The 25,871-nt window shown below is 70.3% G+C and carries 28 protein-coding genes and 1 pseudogene; 17 read left to right on the top strand and 12 right to left on the bottom strand.

Annotated features, from left to right (window positions below):
* The 3 genes from A5655_RS00935 to A5655_RS00925 form a co-directional block, all read right to left on the bottom strand.
* On the bottom strand, nucleotides 1-450 hold a 450-nt coding region (locus A5655_RS00935; RefSeq protein WP_156764622.1), incomplete at its 3' end, for a class I SAM-dependent methyltransferase.
* Between the two features lie 145 nt (nucleotides 451-595).
* Nucleotides 596-1,609 carry a prenyltransferase gene (locus tag A5655_RS00930; protein ID WP_067004593.1) on the bottom strand — a complete coding sequence of 338 codons (1,014 nt, stop codon included), beginning with the start codon at nucleotides 1,607-1,609 and terminating at the stop codon, nucleotides 596-598.
* A 13-nt stretch (nucleotides 1,610-1,622) separates the two neighbouring features.
* Nucleotides 1,623-2,324 carry a TetR/AcrR family transcriptional regulator gene (locus A5655_RS00925; protein ID WP_067004591.1) on the bottom strand — a complete coding sequence of 234 codons (702 nt, stop codon included), beginning with the start codon at nucleotides 2,322-2,324 and terminating at the stop codon, nucleotides 1,623-1,625.
* Nucleotides 2,325-2,457: 133 nt separating this feature from the next.
* On the opposite strand from A5655_RS00925, the gene A5655_RS00920 reads away from it, so the two are divergent.
* The 6 genes and pseudogenes from A5655_RS00920 to deoC all read left to right on the top strand — a co-directional run bounded on the left by A5655_RS00920 (nucleotide 2,458) and on the right by deoC (nucleotide 6,645).
* A complete protein-coding gene (locus A5655_RS00920) occupies nucleotides 2,458-3,795 on the top strand; it encodes a DUF445 domain-containing protein (protein ID WP_067004589.1) in 1,338 nt (445 codons plus the stop codon).
* Nucleotides 3,796-3,877: 82 nt separating this feature from the next.
* Nucleotides 3,878-4,337 (top strand): annotated as a pseudogene (locus A5655_RS00915) (helix-turn-helix domain-containing protein).
* 239 nt (nucleotides 4,338-4,576) lie between these two features.
* Entirely contained in the window at nucleotides 4,577-5,170 is a 594-nt protein-coding gene (gene hbhA / locus A5655_RS00910) for a heparin-binding hemagglutinin HbhA (protein ID WP_067004610.1), read from the top strand.
* Between the two features lie 100 nt (nucleotides 5,171-5,270).
* Complete coding sequence (locus A5655_RS00905; RefSeq protein WP_081665208.1) at nucleotides 5,271-5,534, top strand: DUF2516 family protein; 264 nt, start codon at nucleotides 5,271-5,273, stop codon at nucleotides 5,532-5,534.
* A 4-nt stretch (nucleotides 5,535-5,538) separates the two neighbouring features.
* On the top strand, nucleotides 5,539-5,955 hold the full coding sequence (locus tag A5655_RS00900) for a DUF2599 domain-containing protein (protein ID WP_067004581.1): 417 nt from the start codon (nucleotides 5,539-5,541) through the stop codon (nucleotides 5,953-5,955).
* Nucleotides 5,956-6,645 (top strand): deoxyribose-phosphate aldolase, encoded by a 690-nt coding sequence (gene deoC, locus A5655_RS00895; protein WP_067004579.1) that lies wholly within the window; start codon nucleotides 5,956-5,958, stop codon nucleotides 6,643-6,645.
* Here deoC and A5655_RS00890 read toward each other — a convergent pair.
* The 3 genes from A5655_RS00890 to A5655_RS00880 are packed head-to-tail and all read right to left on the bottom strand — an operon-like array spanning nucleotide 6,642 to nucleotide 9,056.
* The gene (locus A5655_RS00890; RefSeq protein WP_067004577.1) at nucleotides 6,642-7,682 is read right to left on the bottom strand and encodes a DUF2993 domain-containing protein; all 1,041 of its coding nucleotides are present in this window, start codon (nucleotides 7,680-7,682) and stop codon (nucleotides 6,642-6,644) included. The two genes, deoC and A5655_RS00890, sit on opposite strands and share 4 nt — an antisense overlap.
* Nucleotides 7,679-8,521: a carbon-nitrogen hydrolase family protein gene (locus A5655_RS00885; protein WP_067004575.1), complete on the bottom strand. Its 843-nt coding sequence runs from the start codon at nucleotides 8,519-8,521 to the stop codon at nucleotides 7,679-7,681. The genes A5655_RS00890 and A5655_RS00885 overlap by 4 nt, the downstream gene beginning before the upstream one ends.
* 10 nt (nucleotides 8,522-8,531) lie before the next feature.
* Nucleotides 8,532-9,056 (bottom strand): DUF2505 domain-containing protein, encoded by a 525-nt coding sequence (locus A5655_RS00880; protein ID WP_067004574.1) that lies wholly within the window; start codon nucleotides 9,054-9,056, stop codon nucleotides 8,532-8,534.
* Nucleotides 9,057-9,082: 26 nt separating this feature from the next.
* Here A5655_RS00880 and A5655_RS00875 point away from each other — a divergent pair, with 26 nt between their 5' ends.
* Entirely contained in the window at nucleotides 9,083-10,192 is a 1,110-nt protein-coding gene (locus A5655_RS00875) for a UDP-N-acetylmuramate dehydrogenase (RefSeq protein ID WP_067004572.1), read from the top strand.
* Between the two features lie 121 nt (nucleotides 10,193-10,313).
* On the top strand, nucleotides 10,314-11,600 hold the full coding sequence (locus tag A5655_RS00870; RefSeq protein WP_067004570.1) for an Ig-like domain-containing protein: 1,287 nt from the start codon (nucleotides 10,314-10,316) through the stop codon (nucleotides 11,598-11,600).
* Here A5655_RS00870 and A5655_RS00865 read toward each other — a convergent pair.
* Nucleotides 11,584-12,333: an SDR family oxidoreductase gene (locus A5655_RS00865; RefSeq protein WP_067004568.1), complete on the bottom strand. Its 750-nt coding sequence runs from the start codon at nucleotides 12,331-12,333 to the stop codon at nucleotides 11,584-11,586. The two genes, A5655_RS00870 and A5655_RS00865, sit on opposite strands and share 17 nt — an antisense overlap.
* A gap of 173 nt (nucleotides 12,334-12,506) precedes the next feature.
* On the opposite strand from A5655_RS00865, the gene A5655_RS00860 reads away from it, so the two are divergent.
* From A5655_RS00860 to regX, 6 genes are all read left to right on the top strand, one after another.
* On the top strand, nucleotides 12,507-13,817 hold the full coding sequence (locus tag A5655_RS00860; RefSeq protein ID WP_067004567.1) for an ROK family protein: 1,311 nt from the start codon (nucleotides 12,507-12,509) through the stop codon (nucleotides 13,815-13,817).
* Nucleotides 13,818-13,870: 53 nt separating this feature from the next.
* Nucleotides 13,871-15,202, top strand: a complete 1,332-nt coding sequence (gene mshA / locus A5655_RS00855; RefSeq protein WP_067004565.1) for a D-inositol-3-phosphate glycosyltransferase — start codon at nucleotides 13,871-13,873, stop codon at nucleotides 15,200-15,202.
* Complete coding sequence (locus A5655_RS00850) at nucleotides 15,199-15,717, top strand: YbjN domain-containing protein (protein WP_067004562.1); 519 nt, start codon at nucleotides 15,199-15,201, stop codon at nucleotides 15,715-15,717. Before mshA ends, A5655_RS00850 begins: the two co-directional genes overlap by 4 nt.
* A gap of 23 nt (nucleotides 15,718-15,740) precedes the next feature.
* Nucleotides 15,741-16,490, top strand: coding sequence for a phosphoglyceromutase (locus A5655_RS00845; protein ID WP_067004560.1), 750 nt, complete (start codon nucleotides 15,741-15,743; stop codon nucleotides 16,488-16,490).
* 150 nt (nucleotides 16,491-16,640) lie between these two features.
* A complete protein-coding gene (locus tag A5655_RS00840) occupies nucleotides 16,641-17,861 on the top strand; it encodes a cell wall metabolism sensor histidine kinase WalK (RefSeq protein ID WP_156764620.1) in 1,221 nt (406 codons plus the stop codon).
* Nucleotides 17,858-18,541, top strand: a complete 684-nt coding sequence (regX, locus tag A5655_RS00835) for a two-component sensory transduction protein RegX (protein WP_046187060.1) — start codon at nucleotides 17,858-17,860, stop codon at nucleotides 18,539-18,541. The genes A5655_RS00840 and regX overlap by 4 nt, the downstream gene beginning before the upstream one ends.
* Here regX and A5655_RS00830 read toward each other — a convergent pair.
* The 4 genes from A5655_RS00830 to A5655_RS00815 form a co-directional block, all read right to left on the bottom strand.
* Nucleotides 18,538-19,011, bottom strand: a complete 474-nt coding sequence (locus tag A5655_RS00830) for an NUDIX domain-containing protein (protein ID WP_067004556.1) — start codon at nucleotides 19,009-19,011, stop codon at nucleotides 18,538-18,540. The two genes, regX and A5655_RS00830, sit on opposite strands and share 4 nt — an antisense overlap.
* Nucleotides 19,012-19,089: 78 nt before the next feature.
* Complete coding sequence (locus A5655_RS00825) at nucleotides 19,090-20,949, bottom strand: GMC family oxidoreductase (protein WP_067004554.1); 1,860 nt, start codon at nucleotides 20,947-20,949, stop codon at nucleotides 19,090-19,092.
* Nucleotides 20,946-21,275: a hypothetical protein gene (locus tag A5655_RS00820; protein ID WP_067004551.1), complete on the bottom strand. Its 330-nt coding sequence runs from the start codon at nucleotides 21,273-21,275 to the stop codon at nucleotides 20,946-20,948. Before A5655_RS00820 ends, A5655_RS00825 begins: the two co-directional genes overlap by 4 nt.
* Nucleotides 21,272-22,228, bottom strand: coding sequence for a hypothetical protein (locus tag A5655_RS00815; protein ID WP_067004549.1), 957 nt, complete (start codon nucleotides 22,226-22,228; stop codon nucleotides 21,272-21,274). The genes A5655_RS00820 and A5655_RS00815 overlap by 4 nt, the downstream gene beginning before the upstream one ends.
* A 77-nt stretch (nucleotides 22,229-22,305) precedes the next feature.
* Here A5655_RS00815 and A5655_RS00810 point away from each other — a divergent pair, with 77 nt between their 5' ends.
* On the top strand, nucleotides 22,306-23,028 hold the full coding sequence (locus A5655_RS00810; protein ID WP_067004547.1) for a FadR/GntR family transcriptional regulator: 723 nt from the start codon (nucleotides 22,306-22,308) through the stop codon (nucleotides 23,026-23,028).
* A gap of 13 nt (nucleotides 23,029-23,041) precedes the next feature.
* Here the strand turns inward: A5655_RS00810 and A5655_RS00805 are convergent, their stop codons facing one another.
* On the bottom strand, nucleotides 23,042-23,827 hold the full coding sequence (locus A5655_RS00805) for a hypothetical protein (protein ID WP_067004545.1): 786 nt from the start codon (nucleotides 23,825-23,827) through the stop codon (nucleotides 23,042-23,044).
* Nucleotides 23,828-23,899: 72 nt separating this feature from the next.
* On the opposite strand from A5655_RS00805, the gene A5655_RS00800 reads away from it, so the two are divergent.
* Together A5655_RS00800 and A5655_RS00795 are read left to right on the top strand one after the other, a co-directional pair.
* Nucleotides 23,900-24,916 carry a Ppx/GppA family phosphatase gene (locus A5655_RS00800; RefSeq protein ID WP_067004543.1) on the top strand — a complete coding sequence of 339 codons (1,017 nt, stop codon included), beginning with the start codon at nucleotides 23,900-23,902 and terminating at the stop codon, nucleotides 24,914-24,916.
* On the top strand, nucleotides 24,913-25,863 hold the full coding sequence (locus A5655_RS00795) for a hypothetical protein (protein WP_067004541.1): 951 nt from the start codon (nucleotides 24,913-24,915) through the stop codon (nucleotides 25,861-25,863). Before A5655_RS00800 ends, A5655_RS00795 begins: the two co-directional genes overlap by 4 nt.
* Nucleotides 25,864-25,871: the final 8 nt, after the last annotated feature.

Below are 25,871 nucleotides of genomic sequence, written 5' to 3'. Positions count from 1 at the left end.
AAACGCGGGCCAGCGCTCGGCCTTGAACGCTTCGAACGCCCCGATGCTGACGATCCGGTCGACCGGCTCGTCGAACTCTTCCCAGCCCTGCATCCGCACTTCGACGTTGCGCCCGGTCGGGATCGCCGCCAGCCTGGCCTTGCTGTACTCAAACTGGTTGCGGCTCAGCGTAATTCCGATCACGTTGACGTCGAACTTCTCGATCGCCCGCTGCAGGGCGCCGCCCCAACCGCAGCCGATGTCGAGCAGCGTCATACCGGGCTCGAGCCCGAGCTTGCCCAGCGACAGGTCGATCTTGGCGATCTGCGCCTCCTCGAGGGTCATGTCGTCCCGCTCGAAGTAGGCGCAGCTATAGGTCTGGGTCGGGTCGAGGAACAGCCGGAAGAAGTCGTCGGACAGATCGTAGTGCGCTTGCACGTTGCCAAAATGCGGCGTGAGCTGCACAGACATGATCGGTAAGGCCTTTCTGTATCTCGGAGTTCCGGGCGTCCTGGCAACCAAGTGCCCCGGGTTCACCCCCGATGCATTCCCTGCATGCTAGCGGTTGACGCTGCACAAGTCGCATTGCCGAAGTCGGCTTTGCGTCACACGTAGGTCACAAAGCGGTCCGCAGCACGGCGCCTGCCGCGAGCCCGAGCACCAGCAGCGCGCCCGCCTGGCGCACGTGCACCCAGGCCAGCGCCGCGTACCACAGCGGCCACACCGGAAACTTCGGCGGCGGCTCGTCGGGCCTCGGGCGGCGGAAATACGGCCACACCTTCACCAGCCGCGGCAGCGCCAACGCGACGATCAGCGCGGGCCACGGCATGGCCCCCACCGCGACGGCGACGGCCACCAGCGCATAGAAGCCGACCATCATGCCCAGCGTGACGGCCCGGGCGCGCGACTCGCCGAGCAGCACGGGCAGCGTCCGGATGCCGAGCGGCTCGTCGTAGGGGATCTTGTCGATGTGCTTGCCCATCAGCACCGTGGTGCACAGCAGGCCGTAGGGCAGCGACGCCACCACGACGTCCCAGCCGACCGCGCCCACCGCGGAGTAGTAGGTTCCGCACACCATCAGCGGGCCCCACACGACGAAGACGTCCGGTTCGCCGAGGCCGCGCTTCTTCAGCCGCAGCGGTGGCGCCGTGTAGGCGACGCTGAGCGCGAACCCGCCCAGCGCGAAGGCCACCACCGGCCAGCCGCGCGCCCACGTGAGCGTCACCAGGATGGCCAGATCCGCGACGTTGACCGCCAGGATGGCCAGGACGAGCGTGCGGCGGCTGATCAGCCCCGAGAGCACCGGGTGCGGGGCGTACAGCGCGCGCGGGTAGGTGGCGCTGTCGGTGCCGACCTGGGTGTCGTAGAGGTCATTCATCAGGTTGTTGGCGGTGTGCGCCAGCGTGATGCCCAGCACGGCCAGCACCAGCCAGCGCCAGTCCAGCCCGGGTTTGCCGACCGCCAGCAGGGCCGCCACCAGGCCGGAGACCAGGGTCATCGGCAGCACCGCCGCCCGGGTGACCACGAGCCACCGCGTGACGGCGTCGACCGGCCCGTCCGGGGGCGGGTTGGTGGTGCGAAGCGCGTAGGCCCACGACCTCAGGCGCGAGCCGGCGCTCACGTCAGGCATCGTGGCCCCCGACTCATGGCTCTCGCGGCGGCAGGATCGGCGAGGGGTGTGGCTGCCCGCGAAACTTCTCCAGCGACCCGCCCGCCTCGACGATCCCGCAGATCGCGCTCCAGCTCAGCATGGTCAGGTAGTCGATCAGCTCGTCGGCGCTCATCCGCGGGTCGGAGATCCAGGAGTGGGTGGCCAGCTGCACGCCGCCGACCATGATGTAGGACCACGTCTCCACCCCGCCGGTGTCCATCCCGGCCTCCTGCATGCGGCGCCGCAGCATCATGGCGAGCATGCGGGCGATGATTCGCTCGGAGTCGGCGATGACCTTGCTCTTGGTCGGCGAGCTGTTGGCCATCACGAAGCGATACGGCTCGGGTTCCTCGGCCACGGTCTCGACATACACCCGGATGATCTCGCGGGTCAGGTCGAAGCCGTCCAGGTTGGACGTCAGCGCGCCCGCCATGTTGGGAATCAGCGTCGACTGCGCGAAGCGCATCAGCACCGCGGTGGTCAGGTCGTTCTTGTCGACGAAATAGCGGTACAGCACGGTCTTGGAGACCCCGATCTCCGCCGCGATCTCGTCCATGCTCAGGAAGCGGCCGCGCTGGCGGATCGCCACGATCGTGCCGTCAACCAACTCGTTTCGGCGCTCCACCTTGTGTTGGTGCCAGCGCCGCTTGCGACCATCCGTCTTTACGGTCACAGCCCGGATCCGCTCTGCCACTGCCGCCGCTTCTCACTCATCAGACGCCCCTGATACTACGGCTTGCCCGGGGCCTTTTGGCGGATGGGCCGCGTGTGCGCGGGCCGTCCAAGCAGGGCGGTAACACTAACTGCCCGCGGCGAGACATGATGGTGTGGTGGCACACCGAGCCTCACCTGGAGGCGACGCAGCTGCCGGGCAGGCTCGCGCCTCCCTGGCGGAATCCTTCGCCGGGGCGGATCCGGAGGCGGACGCCCAGCGGCGGGTGGCGCTGCGCCGGATGAAGATCGTGGCGCTGAGTTTCCTGGTCGGCGCCACGGGCCTGTTCCTGGCCTGCCGGTGGGCGCAGGCCCACGCCGGCGCGCCGACTTGGGTCGGCTACGTCGGTGCGGCCGCCGAGGCCGGCATGGTGGGCGCGCTGGCCGACTGGTTCGCGGTCACGGCGCTGTTCAAGCACCCGCTGGGCATACCCATTCCGCACACCGCGATCATCAAGCGCAAGAAGGACCAACTGGGCGAAGGCCTGGGCACCTTCGTGCGGGAGAACTTCCTGTCGCCGCCCGTCGTCGAGACGAAGCTGCGCGACGCCCAGGTGCCCAGCCGGCTGGGTAAGTGGCTCTCGGAGGCCGCCCACGCCGAGCGGGTGGCCAGCGAGACGGCGACGGTGCTGCGGGTGCTGGTGGAGCTGCTGCGCGACGAGGACGTCCAGCAGGTGATCGACCGGATGATCGTGCGGCGCATCGCCGAACCGCAATGGGGCCCGCCGGTGGGCCGGGTGCTGGCGACCCTGCTGGCCGAGAACCGCCAGGAGGCCCTGATCCAGCTGCTGGCCGACCGGGCCTTCCAGTGGTCGCTGAACGCCGGGGAGGTGATCCAGCGCGTGGTCGAGCGTGACTCGCCGAGCTGGTCGCCGCGGTTCATCGACCACCTCGTCGGCGACCGGATCCACCGCGAGTTGATGGACTTCACCGACAAGGTGCGCCGCAACCCCGACCACGAGTTGCGCCGTTCGGCGACGCGCTTCCTGTTCGAGTTCGCCGACGACCTGCAGAACGATCCGGAGACCATCGCGCGCGCCGACGCGGTGAAGGAACAGCTGATGGCGCGCGACGAGATCGCCACCGCCGCGGCGACGGCGTGGAAAACGCTGAAGAGGCTGGTGCTCGAGGGCGTCGACGATCCCTCCAGCACCCTGCGGACCCGCATCGCCGAGACCGTGGTCCGGATCGGGGAGTCGCTGCGCGACGACGCCGACCTGCGCGACAAGGTCGACAACTGGATCGTGCGCGCGGCCCAGCACCTGGTCGCCGAGTACGGGGTGGAAATCACCGCGATCATCACCGAAACCATCGAGCGCTGGGACGCGGAAGAGGCCAGCCGGCGCATCGAGCTGCACGTGGGTCGTGACCTGCAATTCATCCGGATCAACGGCACCGTGGTCGGGTCCCTGGCCGGGCTGATCATCTACGCCGTCGCCCAGCTGCTTTTCTAGGGGTGCTAACAAGTGCTTGCAAAAGCAAGCACTGCGTCGTAGTCTGGGCCCGTAAGGCGCCACCCGACTCGAGGAGTACGCGATGCCACCGGAGGAGAAGCTCTCCGCCAAGGTGTCGACGGCGGCCTCCGATATGGCCTCCGACCTGGGCAGCTTCATCCGCGACCTGCGTGAGAACGCGCAAGTTTCGGTGCGGCAGCTCGCCGAGCGGTCCGGCGTCAGCAATCCGTACCTGAGCCAGGTGGAGCGCGGGTTGCGCAAGCCGTCCGCCGACGTCCTGAGCCAGATCGCGAAGGCGCTGCGGATTTCCGCCGAGGTGCTCTACGTGCGGGCCGGGATTCTCGAGCCCAGCGACAAGAACCAGGTGCGCGACGCCATCATCACCGACACGGCGATCACCGAGCGTCAGAAGCAGATCCTGCTCGACATCTACGCGTCATTCGCCGAGCAGAACGAATCCAATTTCGAGGAGTGTCCGAGCGAATCCGACAGCGACGAGTGACGCATTCGCAGTCGCGCCAGTGACGCCAATGACTTGGTGACGCATAGATGCCGAGCCGCTTGGTTACCCACAGGGAAGGGGTTTGACGCCAGGCCCACCAAGTCCGGATGCCTGGCCCACGCTGCGAACTCGATCAGCCGACCCGATCAATCAGGAGGTTCCCCCGGCAAGTTGCGGGCCACGTCAATCCGCGGGTCTTGACCAGTGCCCGCCTGCCCATTTCTTCCAGATCAGAGACGCAGTAACCCCGATAAGAAACAAATTATGAAAGGAAACACCATGGCTGAAAACCCGAACGTCGACGACTTGCGGGCTCCGTTGCTGGCGGCGCTCGGCGCGGCCGACCTGGCGCTTGCCACCGTCAACGACCTGATCGCCAACCTGCGCGAGCGGGCCGAAGAGACCCGCACCGAGACCCGCAGCCGGGTCGAGGAGCGCCGCGCCCGCCTGTCGAAGCTTCAGGAGGACCTGCCCGAGCAGTTCACCGAGCTGCGGGAGCGCTTCACCTCCGACGAGCTGCGCAAGGCCGCCGAGGGCTACCTGGAGGCCGCGACCAGCCGCTACAACGAGCTGGTCGACCGCGGCGAGGCCGCCCTGGAGCGCCTGCGCAGCCAGCGGCCCTTCGAGGACGCCTCGGCGCGCGCCGAGGGCTACGTCGACCAGGCCGTCGAGCTGACCCAGGAGGCGCTCGGCACCGTGGCGTCGCAGACCCGCGCGGTCGGCGAGCGGGCGGCCAAGCTGGTCGGCATCGACCTGCCGAAGAAGGCCGAGTCGGCCAAGAAGGCCCCGGCCAAGAAGGCCCCGGCCAAAAAGGCTCCGGCCAAGAAGGCCCCGGCCAAGAAGGCCTCGGCCAAGAAGGTCACCCAGAAGTAGCAAGACGCGCGACTCCGAGTTGTCCCCGGGCAACTCGGAGTCGACGTTTTGGACGGTGCCCGCATACCCTTGATGCGTGACCCACGCCGTGAGCATCGTCATGTTCGTCCTGCAGATCGCCGTCGCGCTGACGGCCGTGTACGCGTTCGTGCACGCAGCGCTGCAGCGAACCGACGCCTACACCGCCGCAGACAAGCTGACCAAGCCGGTGTGGCTGGTGATCCTCGGTGTGGCCGTGGCGCTCTCGTCGGTCTTGAGTTTCGTGTTCGGCGTGCTGGGCATGGCGATCGCCGCCTGCGCCGCCGGGGTGTATCTGGTCGACGTGCGGCCGAAACTCCTTGAGATTCAGGGCAAGTCGCGCTAGCGGGATGAAAGCCCTGCTGGCCGCGCCGGCGGTCTTGGTCGCCCTGCTGGCCCCGCCGGCCCCGGCGTCCGTCGCCCGTGCCGACGCCACCCCCTCACCACCTTTCGTCGACCACACCCAGTGGGCGCGCTGGCAGGGCCTGCCGAGCCTGCGGGTCTTTCCGACGCCATCCGGGCGGGTCGCCGCGAGACAGCCGGGCACCGCGGCCCAGGCCGACGAGGCTTGGGCGGAGGTGCTCGCGCTGTCGCCGGACGCCGACACCCCCGGCATGCGCGCGCAGTTCGTCTGCCACTGGCAGCTCGCCGAGTTCGTGCAGCCGGGCAAGACCAGCTGGAACCTCGAGCCGTGGCGCCCGGTGGTCGACGACGCCGAAATGTTCGCCGCCGGCTGCAACCCCGGCGGGCCGGAAGAGGGGTTCTAGTTGGCGAGCCAACCCACCCGGGCCCAGCTGGCGGCCCTGATCGACCACACCCTGCTCAAACCCGAGGCCACCCACGCCGACGTGGCCGCCCTCGTCGCGGACGCGGCCGACCTCGGTGTCTACGCGGTGTGCGTCTCGCCGTCGATGGTGCCGGCCGCGTCGCACGCCGCCGGCTCCGGCGTCCGGGTCGCGGCGGTGGCGGGCTTTCCGTCGGGCAAGCACGTGCCGGCGGTCAAGGCGCAGGAGGCCGCGCTGGCCGCGCAGGCCGGTGCCGGCGAGATCGACATGGTCATCGACGTCGGCGCCGCGCTGGCCGGAGACGTCGGCGCCGTGCGATCCGACGTCGAAACGGTGCGGGCCGCGGTGCCGCGAGCCGTGCTCAAAGTCATCGTGGAGTCGGCGGTGCTGCTCGGCCGGGCGGGCGCGGGCACGCTGGCGGACGTGTGTCGCGCCGCCGAGGACGCCGGCGCGGACTTCGTCAAGACCTCGACCGGCTTTCACCCGGCGGGCGGGGCGTCGGTCCGCGCGGTCGCGCTGATGGCCGAGACCGTCGGCGGGCGGCTGGGCGTCAAGGCCAGCGGCGGCATCCGCACGGCCGCCGACGCGCTAGCGATGCTGGATGCCGGTGCGACCCGGCTCGGCCTTTCGGGCACCCGGGCGGTGCTCGACGGGCTCGGCGGCGATTCCTAGAGGTTCGCGAAGCAGGGGTCGGTGCTGTTGTCTTTCGGGATGCTGGCGTTCTGCGTCGAAAAGTGGGCTGTCACACCGGTGTCGGTGACCTGCACGCTGTCGGCGTGAATGCCCAGCGGGTAGTTCTTGGTGAATTGCGCGGTGAAGTCGTCGAGCGTCGACTGCACCGATTCCTTCGGCATGGTGAAGCCCAGCGCGTTGAAGCTGACGATCTGCAGCTGCAGCCCGGTGCCGGACACCACCGGCTTGGCCGTGATGTTGTCCAACATGCCCTTCAGCTCGATGGTGCCGTCGGCCGGGTGAGTGGTCACGCTGTTGGTGACGAACGGACCCAGGACCGGGATCGCGTTCTGCACCGACTGCTTGATGCCGTCACTCGTCCAGGTGAAGCTCGCGTCCAGTGAGCCGATGGTGCCTTTGGAGTTGGCGGACGACTGCAGCCGGACGTCGCGGATGTTGAGGTTGAGCTTCATGCCCTTGGCGTCGCGGATGTTGTTGCCGGCCGTCTGCACCGAGATGTTGGTGTAGTGCTTCGTGGCCTGCTGCCACAGCATCAGCGGCGTCACGCCGAACGACGCGGTCGCCTGGTCCTTGACCTCGCAGGCCACCGCCTGGGCGACTTTGGAGTTCGCCGTGTGACGGACGTACAGCTCGCCCCCGATCAGGGCGGCGATGAGGAGCGCGAAAACGATGATGCAGATCAGCGCGATGGACAGCGGGTCGCGAAGGAGGCGTCGTTTTCTCTTCACCGGTGCCGGCTCTTCGTCGGGGGTGGCCAACTTCTCCGTCGGGCCGGCGGGCGGGACGGGCGGCGGCGGGTACGTGGGGCGCTGCGGGTTCTGATGCGGGACGGCCAACTGCTCGGTCTGCTGACCGGGAGCGGCCGGCGGCGGCGCCTGCTGCGCCGGGCCTCCGGTGCTGATGCGTTCGGTCGGCCGCTCGGTCGGGGGCTGGCCGAAGGGGCCTTGGTTGCCGGGACGGGCCCATGTCGACGGGCCCTCGTTCGGTGGTCCTGGTGGGCCCTGTGGGTTCGTCACCCAACCGATTCTGCCCTATCCACCTGAGCAAAGTCGGAGAGGTTGCGCAGCACCGCGATGCTCTCCCGGGCCGCGGCGACCCGCTCGACGTCGATGTCGGCGACCACGAGCTGCGGGCCCTGGCCGGCGGAGGCGATCACCTCGCCCAGCGGCGACGCGACGAGGCTGCCGCCCACCCCCAGCGGCGCGCCCGCGCCCGATCCGGACTTGGTCAGGGCGTCGCCGGGGTCGGCCTGACCGACCGCGGCGACGTAGCTCATCGAGTCCAGCGCCCGGGCCCGGGCCAGCAGCGTCCACTGCTCGAGCTTGCCCGGCCCCGAGCCCCACGACGCGCAGACGACGATCAGCTGCGCGCCGCGGCGGGCCAACTCGGTGTAGAGCGCGGGGAAGCGGACGTCGTAGCAAACGCTCAGTCCCACCCGAACGTCGTCGACCTCGACCACCACCGGGTCGTGTCCCGGTGCGACGGTGCGCGACTCGGTGAAGCCGAACGCGTCGTAGAGGTGGATCTTGTCATAGTGGGCGTCCGGCCGGTTGGGGGCGCCCGGCCCGGCCACGATCAGCGTGTTCTTCACCCGTCCGTCGCCGGCCGGGGTGAACATGCCCGCGACCACGGTGATCCCCGCCTCGGTTGCGATGCCGCGCACGCCGTCGGCCCAGGGCCCGTCGATCGGCTCGGCGATCGGGGCCAGGGGCACGCCGAACCGGCACATGGTGGCCTCCGGGAAAGCCACCAGCCTGGCGCCCGCGTCGGCGGCGCGGCAGGTGTGCTCGCGGACCAGCTCGAGGTTCGCCGCCGGATCGCTGCCACTGAGGATCTGCGCCAGCGCGATTCGCATGGGCGCCAGCCTAGGCGTTGTTGGCGATCCACTCCGCGGTCAGGCGTTGTTCCCGGCTCATCAGCTCGTCCAGCTGAGCGCCGATGAGCCTCTCCACCTTGCCGCCGATGAGCGGGACCCGCACCTGGACGGTGATCCGGCAGGTCAGCCGGGCGCCGCCGGAGTCGGCGAGCGGCGACAGCTGCCCGGTGCCCGACACGTTCACCGGCGTGTCCAGGATGGTGGCCACGATCGAGCCCGTGGCCCTGCCGTCGACGACCGGCCCCCACCTCTCCGTGCGCCGGATGCCCAGGTCGCCCCGGTGCAGCTGCTTGACGACGGCGTGCAGGTTGTGGCTGTAGAGCACCTGCAGCGTGACCACCTCGACGGTGCCGTCATCCCCGGACTCGCCGCCGACCCGCATCGACTCCAGCCTCGCCTCGTCGAGGGGAATGTCGGCCAGCCGGGCCCTCCAGTACCCCTCCTCCTGGAAAGCGCGATGGACCCTTTCGACGCTCTCCTCGTACTCGGCCGACAACTCGAATGAATGCGGCATAGCTGGCCAGGCTACCGTTACGGGCCATGCAAACGAGCGGTGCCGGTTCGCTCTTCGCCGGCGCGCGTGTCGATGAGACGGCGCCCCTGGCGCCGTTGACCACCTTGCGGATTGGGCCGATCGCGCGGCGCCTGATCACCTGCGCCAGCACCGAGCAGGCGGTCGCCGTCCTGCGTCAGTTGGACTCGGAAGCCCAGCCAAACCCCGTGCTGGTGTTTGCTGGCGGGTCCAACCTGGTCATCGCCGACACGTTGACCGATCTGACCGCGGTGCGCCTGGCCAACGACGGCATCACCGTGGACGGCAACGTGGTCCGCGCCGAGGCGGGCGCGGTGTGGGACGACGTGGTGGTCAAATCGATCGAGCACGGCCTGGGCGGGCTGGAGTGTCTGTCCGGCATCCCCGGGTCGGCCGGCGCCACGCCCGTGCAGAACGTCGGAGCCTACGGGGCGGAGGTGTCCGACACCATCACGCGGGTCCGGGTGCTGGATCGCGAAAGCGGCGAGGTGCGCTGGGTGCCGGGCGACGAGCTCGGCTTCGGGTACCGCACCAGCGTGTTCAAGCAGGCCACCCAGCAGGGTCGCGAAATCCCTTGGGTGGTACTGGAAGTCGAGTTCGCGCTGGATCCGTCGGGGCGCAGCGCGCCGTTGCGCTACGGCGAGCTGACGGCCGCGCTGAACGCCACCAGCGGCGAGCGCGCCGATCCCGAAGCCGTGCGCGGGGCGGTGCTGATGCTGCGCGGGCGCAAGGGCATGGTGCTCGACGCGGGCGACCACGACACCTGGAGCGTGGGTTCGTTCTTCACCAACCCCGTGGTGACACCGGAGGCCTACGAGCGGCTGGCCGGCGCCGTCGAGGGGCCGGTTCCGCACTATCCGGCGCCGGACGGGGTCAAGCTGGCGGCGGGCTGGCTGGTGGAGCGCGCCGGCTTCGGCAAGGGCTACCCGCAGCCGGGGGCGGGCGACCCCGAGGCGCCGTGCCGGCTTTCGGCCAAGCACGCGCTCGCCCTGACCAACCGCGGTGGGGCCACCGCGGCGGACGTCATCGCGCTGGCCCGAACCGTGCGTGACGGAGTCCATGCTGTGTTTGGCATCACACTGAAACCGGAGCCTGTCCTGCTCGGCTGCAGGCTGTAGCGGCTAATCTCGCGTTATCGCGCGTCGGCGTCGAATTGTCGTGGCGCCGTTGGGGTCTATTCTCCCGGTATCTTTAGATGTCGTGAGCACATCCAGTTCCCCGCCGCCGGTTAACCGGCGTATGGCCCTGGCGGCCCTCGGGCTCGGCGTGTTCGCCCCCAGCGTATTGGCCGCCTGCGCGGGCACCGCGGCCAAGCAAGCCGAGAACAAAAAGGAGCCGCCGGCGCCGCAGCTGAAGTTCCAGCCGGCGGACGCCGCCGCCGACGTGGTTCCGATCTCGCCGATCAGCGTCCAGGTGACCGACGGCTGGTTCCAGAAGGTGGCGTTGACGAACTCGTCGGGCAAGGTTGTCGCCGGGTCCTTCAACTCCGACCGCACCGTCTACACCACCACCGAGCCGCTGGGCTACGACGCGACCTACACCTGGAGCGGTTCGGCCGTCGGCCACAACGGCAAAGCGGTCCCGGTGACCGGCAAGTTCACCACCGTGACGCCGAGCAAGAAGATCGGCGGGGCCTTCCAGCTGGCCGACGGCCAGACCGTCGGTGTCGCCGCGCCGATCATCATCCAGTTCGACGCGCCGATCAGCGACAAGGCCTCCGTCGAGAAGGCGCTCGCCGTGACCACCACCCCGCCGGTCGAGGGCAGCTGGGCGTGGCTGCCCGACGAGGCGCAGGGGGCGCGCGCGCACTGGCGGCCCCGCGAGTACTACCCGGCGGGCACCACGGTCAACGTCGACGCCAAGCTCTACGGGCGGCCGTTCGGTGACGGCGCGTTCGGCGCCGACGACATCTCGCTGCACATCCAGATCGGCCGGAAGCAGGTCGTCAAGGCCGAGGTGTCCTCGCACCGCATCCAGGTCGTCACCGACGCCGGCGTCATCATGGACTTCCCGTGCAGCTACGGCGAGGCCGACAAGGCCCGCAACGTCACGCGTAACGGCATCCACGTGGTCACCGAGAAGTACGCCGACTTCTACATGTCCAACCCGGCGGCCGGCTACACCAACGCCCACGAGCGCTGGGCGGTGCGGATCTCCAACAACGGCGAGTTCATCCACGCGAACCCGGCCAGCTCCGGGGCGCAGGGCAACAGCAACGTCACCAACGGCTGCATCAACCTGTCGACCTCCGACGCCGAGGAGTACTACCGCTCCGCGATCTACGGTGACCCCGTCGAGGTGACCGGCAGCTCGATCCAGCTGTCCTACTCCGACGGCGACATCTGGGACTGGGCCGTGGACTGGGACACCTGGGTGGCGATGTCGGCGCTGCCGCCCCCGACGGCGCACCCGCCGGCCACGCAGATTCCGGTGACGGCGCCGGTCACCCCGTCGAACGCCCCGACGCTGTCCGGCACGCCCACGTCCACTCCGACGACCACAACCTCGCCTAGCCCTGGCGGTTGAACCGCGTCGCGCTGGCCTGGTCGCGCGGCTTCATGACGATCAGGTCCAGGTCGACGTGGGACGGCCGCGAGGCGACGAACCCGATCACCTCGGCGACGTCGGCCGCCGTCAGCGGCGTCATCCCGGAATACACCGCGTCCGCGCGTTTTTCGTCGCCGTCGAAACGGACCAGCGAGAACTCGGTTTCGACCGCGCCCGGGGCAATCTCGGTGAGCCGCACCGGTTTTCCGAGTAGCTCGCCGCGCAGCGTTCGGTGCAGCGCGCCCTGGGCGTGCTTGGCCGCCGTGTAGCCGGCGCCGCCGTCGTAGGTCTCCAACGCCGCGACCGAGGTGACGGTGACGATCAGGCCGTCGCCGGAGTCGATCAGCTTGGGCAGCAGCGCGCGGGTGACCCGCAGCGTGCCCATCACGTTGGTCTCCCACATCCATCGCCAGTGCTCGAGGTCGGCGTCGGCGACGGGTTCGAGGCCCCAAGCGCCACCGGCGTTGTTGACCAACACGTCGACCCGGCCGAGCTTGTCCGCCAGCGCCTGCACCGCGGCGCCGTCTGTGACGTCGGCCACAATCCCCGTCCCGCCGATCTCGTCGGCCAGCGCGTTGATCCGATCCGCGCGGCGCGCCACGGCGACCACGTGAAAGCCAAGGGCGGCAAGGACTTTGGCGGTCGCCTCGCCGATTCCGGAGCTGGCACCGGTGACCACCGCGACCCGTCGTTGCCCCCCAGCTGCGTTCATCGGAACAACTCTAATAAACGTGCTAAATTCTCGGGGTGCACCTCAGCGCCCTGTTCGACAACACCGCCGCGTGTCTTTGCGCGGCGAGTGCGTGTTGTTGCCGCGCACTTTGCCGCTCCTGACCTTTCAGGCGTGGCCGAAGCCGGCCATTCGAACTCGGACAAAGGAACATCGTGCGCTCGACCACTCTCACCCATACCCATTCCCCCGGCCGCAAAGGCCCCGTGCGGTTGCACCGCCAGATCCTGCCCCCGGCTCTGCACATCTCCGACTCGGCCGCGGCGTCCGTCTTCCGGGCCGTCCGGCTGCGCGGGCCGGTCGGCCGTGACGTCATCGCCGGCGTCACGTCGCTGAGCATCGCCACGGTCAACCGGCAGGTCATTGCGCTGCTCGACGCCGGCCTGCTGCGCGAGCGCGCCGACCTGGCCGTCTCCGGGGCCATCGGACGCCCACGGGTGCCGGTGGAGATCAACCACGAACCGTTCGTGACGCTCGGCATCCACATCGGCGCGCGCACCACCAGCATCGTGGCGACCGACCTGTTCGGCCGCACGCTGGACACCGTCGAGACCCCCACCCCGCTCAGCGCCGCCGGGCCCGCGCTGGCGTCGCTGGCCGAGAGCGCCAGCCGGTACCTGCGACGCTGGCACCGGCGCCGCGCGCTCTGGGTCGGGGTGGCGATCGGTGGCACCGTCGACAGCGCCACTGGCCATGTCGACCACCCGAGGCTGGGCTGGCGGCAGGCGCCGGTGGGCCCCGTGCTGGCCGACGCGCTCGGACTGCCGGTCTCGGTGGCCTCGCACGTCGACGCCATGGCCGGGGCCGAGCTGCTGCTCGGCCTGCGGCGATTCGCGCCGAGCTCGCCGACCAGCCTGTACGTCTACGCCCGCGAGACCGTGGGTTACGCGCTGGTGATCGGCGGACGGGTGCACTGCCCGACCAGCGGCCCCGGCACCATCGCGGCGCTGCCCGCCCAATCCGAGCTGCTCGGCGGCGCCGGACAGCTGGAGTCCACCGTCAGCGACGAGGCGGTCCTGGCCGCCGCGCGCCGGCTGAAGATCCTTCCCGGCGTCGCCCCCGCGGCCCGCCTCAACGGGTCCGCGACCGCGATGACCGACCTGCTGCGGGTGGCCCGGGCCGGCAATCCGCAGGCCAGGGAGCTGCTGGCGGACCGGGCCCGGGTGCTCGGCGAGGCGGTCGCCCTGCTGCGCGACATGCTCAACCCCGACGAGTTGGTGGTTGGCGGGCAGGCCTTCACCGAATACCCCGAGGCGATGGAGCAGGTGGAGGCGGCGTTCGCCGCGAGCTCGGTCCTGCCGCCGCGGGATATCCGCGTCACCGCCTTCGGTAACCGGGTGCAGGAGGCCGGGGCCGGGACGGTGTCGCTGGGCGGGTTGTACGCCGATCCGCTGGGCGCGATGCGGCGCGCCGGGGCGCTGGACTCCCGGCTGCGCGAGGTCGCCGCCGACGAGTCGTCCGCTTAGCGCGAACAGCGCCCTTGGGGGTCCGGCGCGGCCCGTGCTGTAAAGATGAAAGAGTGCGCCACGACGACGTCCTCCGGCTGAATGGCCCGCGCCGCGTCGCGGTGTTGGCGGTGCACACCTCACCGCTGGCCCAGCCGGGGACCGGCGACGCCGGCGGCATGAACGTCTACGTGCTGCAAACGGCGCTGCACCTGGCCCGTCGCGGCATCGAGGTGGAGATCTTCACCCGGGCCACCGCGTCGGCCGATCCGCCCGTCGCCCACGTGGCGCCCGGTGTGCTGGTCCGCAACGTGGTGGCGGGACCGTTCGAGGGCCTGGACAAGTACGACCTGCCGACCCAGCTGTGCGCGTTCGCGGCCGCGGTGCTGCGGGCCGAGGCGTCGCACGAGCCGGGTTATTACGACATCGTGCACTCCCACTACTGGCTGTCCGGGCAGGTCGGCTGGTTGGCCCGGGACCGCTGGGCGGTGCCGCTGGTGCACACCGCGCACACGCTCGCCGCGGTGAAAAACGCCGCCCTGGCCGACGGGGACGCGCCCGAGCCGCCGCTGCGCACGGTCGGCGAGCAGCAGGTCGTCGACGAGGCGGACCGGCTGATCGTCAACACCGAAGACGAAGCGCAGCAGTTGATTTCGATTCATCGCGCCGACCCGGCGCGCATCGACGTGGTCCACCCCGGGGTGGATCTGGACGTATTCCGCCCGGGGGAGCGCCGCGCCGCGCGGGCCGCGCTCGGCCTGCCGCCCGACCAGGACGTGGTGGCCTTCGTGGGGCGGATCCAGCCGCTGAAGGCGCCCGACATCGTGCTGCGCGCCGCCGCGAAACTGCCCGGGGTGCGCATCGTGGTGGCCGGCGGCCCGTCGGGCAGCGGCCTGGCCTCCCCGGACGGCCTGGTGCGGCTGGCCGGCGAACTCGGCATCACCGACCGGGTGACGTTCCTGCCGCCGCAGGCCCGCACCGACCTGGCCACGCTGTTCCAGGCCGCCAATCTTGTTGCGGTGCCTAGTTATTCGGAGTCGTTCGGCCTGGTCGCCGTCGAGGCTCAGGCGTGCGGCACCCCGGTGGTGGCCGCCGCGGTCGGCGGCCTGCCGGTGGCGGTGCGCGACGGGATCTCCGGCGCCCTGGTGGCCGGGCACGACGTCGGTGACTGGGCGGATGCCCTCGATCGCCTGCTGCGCCTGCCCACGCCGCGGGCCGAGGCGATGGGCCGCGCGGCCGCCGCGCACGCGGCCACCTTCTCCTGGGACAACACCACCGACGCGCTGCTGGCCAGCTATCGACGCGCGATCGGCGACTTTACCGCCCTGCGCCAGCGCCGGTTCCGCGACCGGGCGGCGATGCGCAAGCCCCGCCGCTGGACGACGCGCCGCGGGGTGGACGCATGAACACGACCGTTCAGGCCGTGATCGAGCACACACTGCGGGCGAGCGGGCTGACCTACTCGGAATTCCCCGGGGCGCACGGCGGGCTGCCGGGCCTGGTGGTGGAGCTGCCCGGGGAGCGCAAGCTCAAGACCAACACCATCCTGAGCATCGGCGAGCACTCGGTGCGCGTGGAGGCGTTCGTGTGCCGCAAGCCCGACGAGAACCACGAGGGCGTGTACCGCTTCCTGCTGCGGCGCAACCGGCGGCTGTACGGGGTCGCCTACACGCTGGACAACGTCGGCGACATCTACCTGGTGGGCCGCATGTCGCTGGCGTCGGTCGACGCCGACGAGATCGACCGGGTGCTCGGCCAGGTGCTCGAGGCGGTGGACTCGGACTTTAATACGTTGCTGGAGTTGGGTTTTCGCTCGTCGATCCAGAAGGAGTGGGAGTGGCGGGTGTCGCGCGGGGAGTCGCTGAAGAACCTGCAGGCGTTCGCCCACCTCATCGACGACGACGACTCGGACGTCGATTAAGGCTGCGTGAGAGACTTTCCGGCATGGGAGACACTGCCACGCTGGTGCTGCTTCGCCACGGCGAGAGCGACTGGAATGCCCTCAACCTGTTCACGGGCTGGGTCGACGTCGGGCTGACCGAGAAGGGCCGTGCCGAGGCGGTGCGCAGCGGCGAGCTGATGACCGAACACGGGCTGGAGCCCGACGTGCTGTACACGTCGTTGCTGCGCCGCGCGATCACCACCGCGCACCTGGCGCTGGACACCGCCGACCGGCTGTGGATCCCGGTGCGGCGCAGCTGGCGCCTCAACGAACGCCACTACGGCGCCCTGCAGGGCCTGAACAAGGCCGAGATCAAGGAGCGCTACGGCGAGGAGCAGTTCATGACCTGGCGGCGCAGCTACGACACGCCGCCGCCCCCGATCGAGCGGGGCAGCAAATTCAGCCAGGACACCGACCCCCGCTACGCCAACGTCGGGGGCGGCCCGCTGACCGAATGCCTCGCCGACGTGGTGGCCCGCTTCCTGCCGTATTTCACCGACGTCATCGTTCCCGACCTGCGGGCCGGCAAGACGGTGCTGATCGTCGCGCACGGCAACTCGCTGCGCGCCCTGGTCAAATACCTGGACGGAATGTCCGACGAAGAGATCGTCGGGCTGAACATCCCGACCGGAATTCCCCTGCGCTACGACCTGGACGCCGACATGCGGCCGGTGCTGCCGGGCGGGACCTACCTGGATCCGGAGGCGGCCGCGGCGGGTGCCGCCGCCGTTGCCAGCCAGGGCCGCGCCTGAGCTCGACAGGGCTCCACCAGCGCCTTTTAAAGGCCTGTTTGCCAAACATCGCGTAAACGGGAGCGGAACACCTGTTGCGTAGGGTGTGACTTGTCCGATTTTGGCCGCGCTCCGCTAGGGCGGCGTTCACCAAATTTGTAGGATTTTGTTGTGACTGTGTTCTCGGCGCTGTTGCTGGCCGGGGTCTTGTCAGTGCTGGCACTGGCCGCGGGAGTCGCGGCCGGGGTCCGGCTGGCGCCGCGGGCGGTCGAGCGCCGTCAGCAATCCTCCACCGAATGGACGGGCATCACCGTCGCGCAGATGCTGCAACGCATCGTCGCGCTGATGCCGCTGGGAGCCGCGGTGGTGGACTCGCATCGCGACGTCGTCTATCTCAACGACCGGGCCAGGGAATTGGGCCTGGTGCGGGATCGGCAGCTCGACGACCAGGCCTGGCAAGCCGCGCAGCAGGCGCTCACCGGCGTCGACGTGGAGTTCGACCTGCGGCCGGCCAAGCGCTCCGCGGGCCGCTCCGGGCTGTCGGTGCACGGGCAGGCGCGGTTGCTGAGCGAAGAGGACCGCCGGTTCGCGGTGGTATTCGTGCACGACCAGTCCGACTACGCCCGGATGGAGGCGACCAGGCGTGATTTCGTGGCCAACGTCAGCCACGAGCTCAAGACCCCGGTGGGTGCCATGGCGCTGCTCGCCGAGGCCCTGCTGGCCTCCTCGGACGACTCCGAAACCGTTCGCCGGTTCGCCGAAAAGGTGCTCGTGGAAGCCAACCGGCTGGGGGACATGGTCGCCGAGCTGATTGAGCTGTCCCGGCTGCAGGGGGCCGACCCGTTGCCCAACGTCACCGACGTCGAGGTGGATACCGTTGTCTCCGAGGCGATCTCACGTCACAAGGTGGCGGCCGAGAACGCCGACATCGAGGTGCGCACCGACGCGCCCAGCGGCCTGCGGGTGCTGGGCGACGAAACGCTGCTGGTGACCGCGCTGGCCAACCTGGTGTCGAACGCGATCGCCTATTCGCCGCCGGGCTCGCCGGTGTCGATCAGCCGTCGGCGCCGCGGCGACAACATCGAGATCGCCGTGACCGACCGCGGAATCGGGATCGCGCTGGAGGACCAGGAACGCGTCTTCGAGCGGTTCTTCCGCGGGGACAAGGCGCGTTCACGGGCCACCGGCGGCAGCGGGCTGGGGCTCGCGATCGTCAAACACGTTGCGGCCAACCACAACGGCAGCATCGGCGTGTGGAGCAAGCCGGGAACCGGATCGACGTTCACGCTTTCGATTCCGGCCTACAAGGACGGCGACGAGGAACCCGAGCAACCGCGGGGTCGCGAGGTGCGGCCCACCAGGTCACAACGAGAGGAAGAACTAAGTAGATGACCAGTGTGCTGATCGTGGAGGACGAGGAGTCGCTGGCCGATCCTCTGGCATTCCTCCTGCGCAAGGAGGGCTTCGAGGCCACCGTGGTGACAGACGGACCGGCGGCGCTCGCCGAGTTCGACCGCGGCGGCGCCGACATCGTGCTGCTGGACCTGATGCTGCCGGGCATGTCCGGCACCGACGTGTGCAAGCAGCTGCGCGCCCGTTCCAGCGTGCCGGTGATCATGGTGACCGCGCGCGACAGCGAGATCGACAAGGTCGTCGGCCTCGAGCTGGGCGCGGATGACTATGTGACGAAACCCTATTCGGCCCGCGAGCTGATCGCCCGGATCCGCGCGGTGCTGCGCCGGGGCGGCGACGACGACTCCGAAATCAGCGACGGCGTGCTGGAATCCGGGCCGGTCCGGATGGACGTCGAGCGCCACGTCGTCTCCGTCAACGGTGACACGATTACGTTGCCGCTCAAGGAATTCGACCTGCTCGAGTACCTGATGCGCAACAGCGGCCGGGTGCTCACCCGCGGCCAGCTGATCGATCGGGTCTGGGGCGCCGACTACGTCGGCGACACCAAGACGCTCGACGTGCACGTCAAGCGCCTGCGCTCGAAGATCGAGGCCGACCCGGCCAACCCGGTGCACCTGGTCACGGTGCGCGGGTTGGGATACAAGCTCGAGGGCTAACCGCTCGCCTCGAAAACGGTTCGGGCGTCGTCGCTTGCGCTCAGCGTGATCCGCCGGCGCATGTCCTCCGTCATCGGCGGCAGCTCGTCGAGGTCGAACCAAGCCGCTTCGGTGGTCTCGTCGTCGGCGGCGTACGGCTCGCCGGAAAGCCACCGCATCCGGAATACGTGATCCAAATACTGGGCGTGGTCGCCGTTGGCGTGCACGGTGGGCCGGGTGACGTGCACCCACGCGAGTCGGGTCGCCCGCGCGCTGACCCCGGTTTCTTCGCCCACTTCGCGGGCCGCGCAGTCCGCCGGATTCTCGCCAGGCTCGACGATCCCCGTCACCGCCGTCCAGGCGCCGTTATCGGAGCGCTTGACCAGCAACACTTTTCGGTCGCGGATCGTGACAGCCGTGATGCCGGGCAGCCACAGCGGTGCGTTGCCAATGGCGCGTCGAAGCTCGACGATGAAGTCGGGGATCGGCATTCACCGAGTGTGCATTGACGGCTTTTGAGTGTGAAGCCCGGGCCGGGATTGTGCACACATGGCGCCCAGGATTCACACTCAGCTGGCGCGCGCGCCGACCACCTCGTCGGCGACGCCCAGCGCCAGTGCCATGATCGACAGCTGCGGGTTCACCTCCGGGCAGCTGGGCAGGATCGACGCGTCGGCGACCCACACGCCGTCGACGCCGCGCAGCAGCCCGGTTTCGTCGACCGGGCACAGCTGCTCGTCGGCGCCCGCGGCCGCGGTGCCCGTGGGGTGAAAGGCGGCCAGGTGCAGGCTTCGCGCGTCGCTGCGGCCCAGCGCATCGCGCAGCGCGGGCAGCGAGGTCACCGTCGGCGCCGCGGGCAGGCCGGTCAGCACCTCGACGGCGCCCGCCTCGAACAGCAGCCGGCCCATCGCCTCGATCGCGACCATCAGCTTGGCGGCGTCGGCCCGGGCGAGGTTGTAGCGCACCAGCGTGTCGCCGCGCACCGAGGACACCGAGCCGACGCCCCGATCGGCCACCATGGCGCCGAACGTCGCGACCTGCGGCGCGCGGTCCAGCCAGCCGAGCAGCTCGGCGCCGTAGCCGGGGTAGACCATCGAGCCCATCCCCGGCGGCGTGGAGGTCGCCTCGATCAGCACGCCATGGGACTCGTGGAACTCGTGGACCGCCGCGCTTTGCAGCACCCCGTGCCACGCGACGACGTCGTCGTCGAAACGCCCGGCCAGCATCATCGCCGGATGCAGCGCGAGGTTTCTCCCGAGCCGGGGGTGCGCGTCAAAACCGCTGCGCCGCAACAGCTCCGGCGTCTCGGTGGCGCCGGCGGCGACGATCACGGTGTCCGCCAGGACGTCGAGCGCGGTGCCGTCGGGCCGGCGGGCGCGCACCCCGCGGGCGCGCCCATGCCGGTGCAGCACCCGCTCGACGCGGGCCTCGGAGATGATCCGCGCCCCCGCCGCGCACGCCTGCGGCAACGCGTTGAGGTGCACGCCGAATTTGGCGTTGCGTGGGCAGCCGATCGCGCACTGGCAACAGCCTTCGCAGCCGGGCGCGTTGCGCGGGATCGGCGCCGCCCGCCAGCCCAGCGTCGCGGCGGCGTCCAGCAGCAGCCGACCGTTGCGGCCCATGATGTCCAGCGGCACCGGCGCCACCCGCAGGGTGCGCTCGATGTCGTCGAGTCGCTCGGCCAGCCGGTCCGGATCGGCCAGGGCAAGGCCGAAGTGGTCGCGCCAGCGCCGCACCACGCCGGCCGGCGGGCGGTAGCAGGTGCCGGAGTTCACCACCGTGGTGCCGCCGACCGCTCGACCGATTGGCAGCACCACCGACGGGCGGCCCAGTGCGACGGTGGCGCCCGCGCCCCGGTACAGGCCGGCGTAGCGGTCGATCGGGTGGGTGCTGCGGAATTCCTCGACGGTCCAGCGGCGGCCCTCCTCGAGCACGACGGTGTCGAACCCGGCCCGCGCCAGGGTGCGCGCCGCCATCGCGCCGCCGGCGCCGGACCCCACGACGACGGCGTCGGCGGCGACGACGGAGCGGCTCTCGGTCGAGGGGGTGATGTTCAAGGGCGCATCGGGACGCGCGATGTCGTGTCGTTGGGCGCGCGAAAGCAGCTCGGGCGCATAGGTTTCGGCGCCGTTGGCGAGCAACACGACCGCCTTCATCGCCTCGATGGCGGCACCGGCGTCGGGGCCGAGCGCCGCGACCCGCCGCAGCACCCGGTCCCGCTGGCCCGCGTCGAGCCGCGACAGTGGGCGGCCGCTGGTCAGGTAGCTGGCCGCGGCGACCGAGAGCAGCCCGGCCCGCACCGCCCACCGCGAGGTCGGGGGCAGCCGGTTCAGGTAGCGGTCGACGCGACCGGCGAGCTGCGCCGGTGCCGGGCCGCCGCACTCCTCGGGGAGCAGCGCGGCACCGAACGACGCGGCGAGACGGCTCATATGAGGCGCCCGAGCCGGCGCCCCAGCTTGATGAAGAACGGATAGGTGGCGAAGATGGCGCCCGCCGCCGCGTGCAGCGGCCAACCCGCCCGCGCGGTATCGACGCCGAAAACCCCGCTGTTCCACATGAAGTCGCGCCCGTTCTGGGCGCGGAAGGGCCGCCACAGCACTCCGAGGCCGGGCACGTTGTTGTAGAGCCCGAACGAGCCGCCGAAGAAAACCCCGAGCGTGGCGGCCTCGGCCAGATCGCGGCGGTCCGAGGGTACGCGCCGCTCGATGAGCACTCCGGCGGCAAAGAGCAGGGGCGGGTCGAGAGCAAAACTCACGTCGGGATCCTTTCGTTGATCTCGGGTGCGTCGGCGCCGCGCAGCCCAACCTCGGCGTGCCCGGTTCCCAGCACCGACCAGTGCCGGTCGTCGACTTCGATGTGGATGTCGGCCTGCTCGGTATTGGTGCACACCGCGCGGCCGCCGTCGGGATCGGTGTATCCCAGGCTCACGCACCGCTCCGGTGGTTGGTCGACGCGGATGAGCACCCGGCGACCGCCGATTCGCCCTTCCAGCTGCCAGTGCCGCACACCCAGCGTCGTGCGCATCCGAAGCGACGGCAAAGGGCTTGCGGGCCAATCCTTTCCGTCGATACGGAAGCGGACGAACGCCATCGGCGCGAGGCGGCGCAGCCCCGGTTTGTGGGACACCGCGGTGACCGCCTCCACCACGTCGCCATCGCCGAGGTCGGCGTGGATCCATCCCCAGCGCCGGGCGTTGCCGTGCCCGTAGATGTGGGCGACGCCGCCGCGCCAGCCGTCGACGTGGACCGCGGCGTCCGCGACGGTCAATGAGCCGGCGAACTCGGCGGTGGGCGCGAGGACCACCTGGGCGCCCGGCAACAACTCGCGCTCCCACGCCGCGCGGGGGAACGTCCACAGCGGCGCGCCGGCGTCCTTCCAGGACAGGTTCCACGCCAGGGACCCCGCGCTGCCGGCCAGCTGTTCCGGGGCCGCGCGCACGCCGGCCGCGTCGAACCAGGCCGCGCCCGCCGCCGGCGCGGCGGGTTCGGGGCCGAACCGCTCGGTGCGCGGCGGACCGTCGGGCGCGAACCACGTCGCCCAGCCGTGCGCGTAGGGCGCGTCCGCCGCGTGCAGCGGCGCCACCGTCTCGCAGTGGATCCACAGGCCGGCGCGCGTCACGGGATCCGACAGGGTGGCGTACCAGACTTCCACGCGGCCGGCCTTGCCCCGCCAGCGCGGGGCCGCGGCCGATCGCATCTCGTCGTCCATGTGGCTCACCTCCGATCGGGACGCGGGCGCGCGCTTGATCCCTCGCACCCGGTTGGTCCACTATATTGGTTGAGCCAATGAACCAGTCAAGTGCGCTGCAGCCGCCGGATCGACAGCGGGTCGATGAACAGATCGCCGCGTCGATCGCCGACGCCATCCTCGACGGCGCCTTCCCGCCCGGGTCCACGCTGCCGCCCGAGCGGGAGCTGGCCGAGCAGCTCAACGTGAACCGCACGTCGCTGCGCCTGGGGCTGGCCCGCTTGCAGCAGATGGGGCTCATCGAGGCCCGGCACGGCAGCGGCAACGTGGTGCGCGACCCCGAGGCGCTGACCCATCCCGCGGTCGTGGAGGCGCTGGTGCGCAAACTCGGCCCCGAGTTCCTGGCCGAGCTGCTGGAGATCCGGGCGGCGCTGGGCCCGCTGATCGGGCGGTTGGCCGCGGAGCGGGGCACGCCCGAGGATGCCGACGCGTTGCGCGCCGCGCTGGCGGCGGTGGCCGACGCCGACGGGCCCGCGGCGCTGCAGGCCGCCGACCTCGCCTACTTCCGGGTGCTGATCCACGGCAGCCGCAACCGCGCGCTGGGCTTGATGTATCGCTGGGTCGAGCACGCGTTCGGCGGCCGCGAGCACGAGCTCACCGCGGCCTATGACGACGCCGCCCCGGTGGTCGCGGACCTGCGGGCCATCACCGACGCGGTGCTGGCGCGCGACGCCGAGGCGGCCGCCGCGGCGGTCGAGGGCTACCTAAACGCCAGCGCACTGCGAATGGTGTTGGCCTACAGGAAAACTCACGAGACCTGAGCCACGGCTCGGGCTACTCGGCGACCCGGGTGGCCGGGTGCACCGCGATGAGCCCTAACTTGCTGCGGCGCTTGCACATTGCCGCCAGCTCGGCGTAGGCCTTGGTGCCGAGCAGCTCTTCGAGCTCGTCGGCCAGGCTTTCCCAGACCTGCTTGGCGCCGACGTGGGCGGCCGGGTCGCCGGTGCAATACCAGTGCAGGTCCGCGCCGCCGGAGCCCCAGCCCCGGCGATCGTATTCGGTGACCCAGGTTTTGAGGATCTCGGTGCCGTCCGGCCGGGTCACCCATTCCTGGCTGCGCCGGATGGGCAGCTGCCAGCAGACGTCGGGTTTCATGGTCAGCGGCGCCACACCCAGCTTGAGCGCCTTGGTGTGCAGTGCGCACCCGGCGCCGCCGGCAAAGCCCGGCCGGTTCAGGAAGATGCACGCGTCCTTGTGCTTGCGGGTGCGGTACTGCGGCTGCCCGTCATGCTCGTCGAGTTCCAGATAACCCTTGCGGCCCAAGCCTTTTTCGCGAAATTGCCAGTCGTCGTCGGTCAGCGTCTTGACCGCGTCGTCGAGCCGCGCGCGGTCGTCGTCGTCGGACAGGAACGCGCCGTGCGAGCAACACCCGTCGTCCGGGCGGCCCTCGACCGTGCCGCGGCAGGCCGGGGTGCCAAACACGCACGTCCAACGCGACAGCAGCCAGGTGAGGTCGGCCGCGATCAGGTGCTCGGGGTTGTCCGGGTCGTAGAACTCCACCCACTCACGGGCGAAATCCAATTCGACCTCTTGTCCCGGCTGCGGGTGCGGATCTGCCACTTTTCCAACGTTAGTCCACGATTCCGCCTGGCTGGCCCTTCGACGCGAGACGACTCCGACTAGGTTGTTTCTGTGCGGTTAGGTGTGCTCGACGTGGGCAGCAACACAGTTCACCTGTTGGTGGTTGACGCGCACCGCGGTGGGCACCCGACACCCATGAGTTCGACCAAGGCGACGCTGCGCCTCTCGGAGTCCATTGACAGCTCGGGAAAGATCACCAAACGCGGCGCCGACAAGTTGGTCTCGACGATCGAAGAGTTCGCCAAGATCGCCGACAGCTCCGGCTGCGAGGAGCTGATGGCCTTCGCCACCTCGGCGGTCCGCGACGCGGAGAACTCCGACGACGTGCTGTCGCGGGTCCGCAAAGAGGCCGGCGTCGAGCTCGAGGTGCTGCGCGGCGTCGACGAGTCGCGGCTGACCTTCCTGGCGGTGCGGCGGTGGTACGGCTGGAGCGCCGGGCGAATCATCAACCTCGACATCGGTGGGGGATCGCTGGAGTTGTCCAGCGGCGTCGACGAGGAGCCCGAGGTCGCGCTGTCGTTGCCGCTGGGCGCCGGGCGACTGACCCGCGAGTGGCTGCCGGACGATCCGCCCGGCCGGCGCCGCGTGGCGATGCTGCGGGACTGGCTGGACGCCGAGCTCGCCGACGCCCGTGACACGGTGCTCGACGCCGGCGCCCCCGATCTCGCGGTCGCCACGTCCAAGACGTTCCGCTCGCTGGCGCGGCTCACCGGGGCCGCGCCGTCGGCGGCCGGACCGCGGGTGAAGCGGACGCTGACAGCAAACGGCCTCAGACAACTCATATCTTTCATCTCTAGGATGACGACCGCTGACCGGGCTGAACTGGAAGGAGTGAGCGCCGAGCGGGCACCCCAGATCGTGGCGGGTGCCCTGGTGGCCGAGGCGAGTATGCGCGTGCTGTCGATCGAAGCGGTGGACATCTGCCCGTGGGCGTTGCGGGAAGGTCTCATCTTGCGAAAACTCGATAGCGAGGCCGACGGAAGTGCACTTGTCGAGACTTCGGTGCGCGATGCTGGAGGTCAGAAGGCTGATCGGAACTCCCACCGGTCGAAGGGCGACAAATCATGAGCGGACCACACTCCGAGACCGAGAGCCCTGGCACTCGGCCGATCTCGGTGGCCGAACTCCTGGCCAGGAACGGAACGATTGGCGAACCGTCGGTCACCCGGCGTCGTCGCCGTCGGCGCGGCGACAGCGACGCGGTCACCGTCGCCGAGCTGACCGGCGAAATCCCGGTCATCCGTGACGACGAAACCGAACCCCGCGCCAATGGAACGGTCCAGGTCACCGAGCCGACCGCCGAGCACGTCGCCGAGGAACAGCCCAAATCCCCGTACTGGTCCGAACCCGAGCCGCGCTGGCCGAAGTCACCGACGCAACCGCAACGGCTGACGGGACCCGAGCGCAGCGCCTACCCGCGGCCCCAGCGGCACGCCGACGTGCCCGACGACCGCACCGGCCGGTCCGGCGCCGAGGGCATGAGCCCGGACCCCGTCGACCACTACGCCGACATCCCGGTGGACGTGATGGACTCCGAGGTTCGCGAAGCCGAACCGACGTCCGAGGATTCCGCCTACGTTCGCTCCTACCTGCAGTCCGATTCCACGCTGTTCGGCGGGCAGACGCTGGCCGACGAGGTGGCGCGCCGGCGCGGCGCCGAGCGGGGCGCGGATGCGCTGGCCGAAGAGGAACGGCACGAAGACCGCCTCGGCCTCGAGGCCGAGCGCGCACACGAGGCGCCCGGCCGGCTGACGTCGCTGTGGCGGGGAACGCTGATCGTGTTGCAGTCGATGCTGGCCGTGGCGTTCGGGGCCGGGCTGTTCGTCGCGTTCGACGAGCTGTGGCGCTGGAACAGCATCGTGGCCTTGGTGCTTTCGGTGCTGGTCATTCTCGGCCTGGTGGTGGGGGTCCGGGTGGTCCGCAAGACCGAGGACATCGCCAGCACGCTGATCGCCGTCGCGGTCGGGGCGCTGATCACCCTGGGGCCGTTGGTGCTGTCGTTGCAGTCGGGCTAGGCGCCACA

Origin of the sequence: Mycobacterium sp. 1081908.1 (assembly GCF_001673535.1) — a bacterium.
In the GTDB taxonomy this organism is placed as follows: domain Bacteria; phylum Actinomycetota; class Actinomycetes; order Mycobacteriales; family Mycobacteriaceae; genus Mycobacterium.
Note: the sequence above shows the minus strand (reverse complement) of the source record. Positions and strands in the feature narration are given on the sequence as shown.

Excerpts from the sequence above, each read along its gene's own strand:
- A5655_RS00845 (WP_067004560.1), top strand. The coding sequence starts at position 15,741 with ATGGGAGACACTGCCACGCTGGTGCTGCTTCGCCACGGCGAGAGCGAC.
- A5655_RS00875 (WP_067004572.1), top strand. The coding sequence starts at position 9,083 with ATGCAAACGAGCGGTGCCGGTTCGCTCTTCGCCGGCGCGCGTGTCGAT.
- A5655_RS00825 (WP_067004554.1), bottom strand. The coding sequence starts at position 20,949 with ATGAGCCGTCTCGCCGCGTCGTTCGGTGCCGCGCTGCTCCCCGAGGAG.
- A5655_RS00905 (WP_081665208.1), top strand. The coding sequence starts at position 5,271 with ATGTTCGTCCTGCAGATCGCCGTCGCGCTGACGGCCGTGTACGCGTTC.
- A5655_RS00880 (WP_067004574.1), bottom strand. The coding sequence starts at position 9,056 with ATGCCGCATTCATTCGAGTTGTCGGCCGAGTACGAGGAGAGCGTCGAA.
- A5655_RS00930 (WP_067004593.1), bottom strand. The coding sequence starts at position 1,609 with ATGCCTGACGTGAGCGCCGGCTCGCGCCTGAGGTCGTGGGCCTACGCG.
- A5655_RS00865 (WP_067004568.1), bottom strand. The coding sequence starts at position 12,333 with ATGAACGCAGCTGGGGGGCAACGACGGGTCGCGGTGGTCACCGGTGCC.
- A5655_RS00830 (WP_067004556.1), bottom strand. The coding sequence starts at position 19,011 with ATGCCGATCCCCGACTTCATCGTCGAGCTTCGACGCGCCATTGGCAAC.
- A5655_RS00810 (WP_067004547.1), top strand. The coding sequence starts at position 22,306 with ATGAACCAGTCAAGTGCGCTGCAGCCGCCGGATCGACAGCGGGTCGAT.
- A5655_RS00885 (WP_067004575.1), bottom strand. The coding sequence starts at position 8,521 with ATGCGAATCGCGCTGGCGCAGATCCTCAGTGGCAGCGATCCGGCGGCG.
- A5655_RS00870 (WP_067004570.1), top strand. The coding sequence starts at position 10,314 with ATGGCCCTGGCGGCCCTCGGGCTCGGCGTGTTCGCCCCCAGCGTATTG.
- A5655_RS00900 (WP_067004581.1), top strand. The coding sequence starts at position 5,539 with ATGAAAGCCCTGCTGGCCGCGCCGGCGGTCTTGGTCGCCCTGCTGGCC.
- A5655_RS00850 (WP_067004562.1), top strand. The coding sequence starts at position 15,199 with ATGAACACGACCGTTCAGGCCGTGATCGAGCACACACTGCGGGCGAGC.
- regX (WP_046187060.1), top strand. The coding sequence starts at position 17,858 with ATGACCAGTGTGCTGATCGTGGAGGACGAGGAGTCGCTGGCCGATCCT.
- A5655_RS00815 (WP_067004549.1), bottom strand. The coding sequence starts at position 22,228 with ATGGACGACGAGATGCGATCGGCCGCGGCCCCGCGCTGGCGGGGCAAG.
- A5655_RS00795 (WP_067004541.1), top strand. The coding sequence starts at position 24,913 with ATGAGCGGACCACACTCCGAGACCGAGAGCCCTGGCACTCGGCCGATC.
- hbhA (WP_067004610.1), top strand. The coding sequence starts at position 4,577 with ATGGCTGAAAACCCGAACGTCGACGACTTGCGGGCTCCGTTGCTGGCG.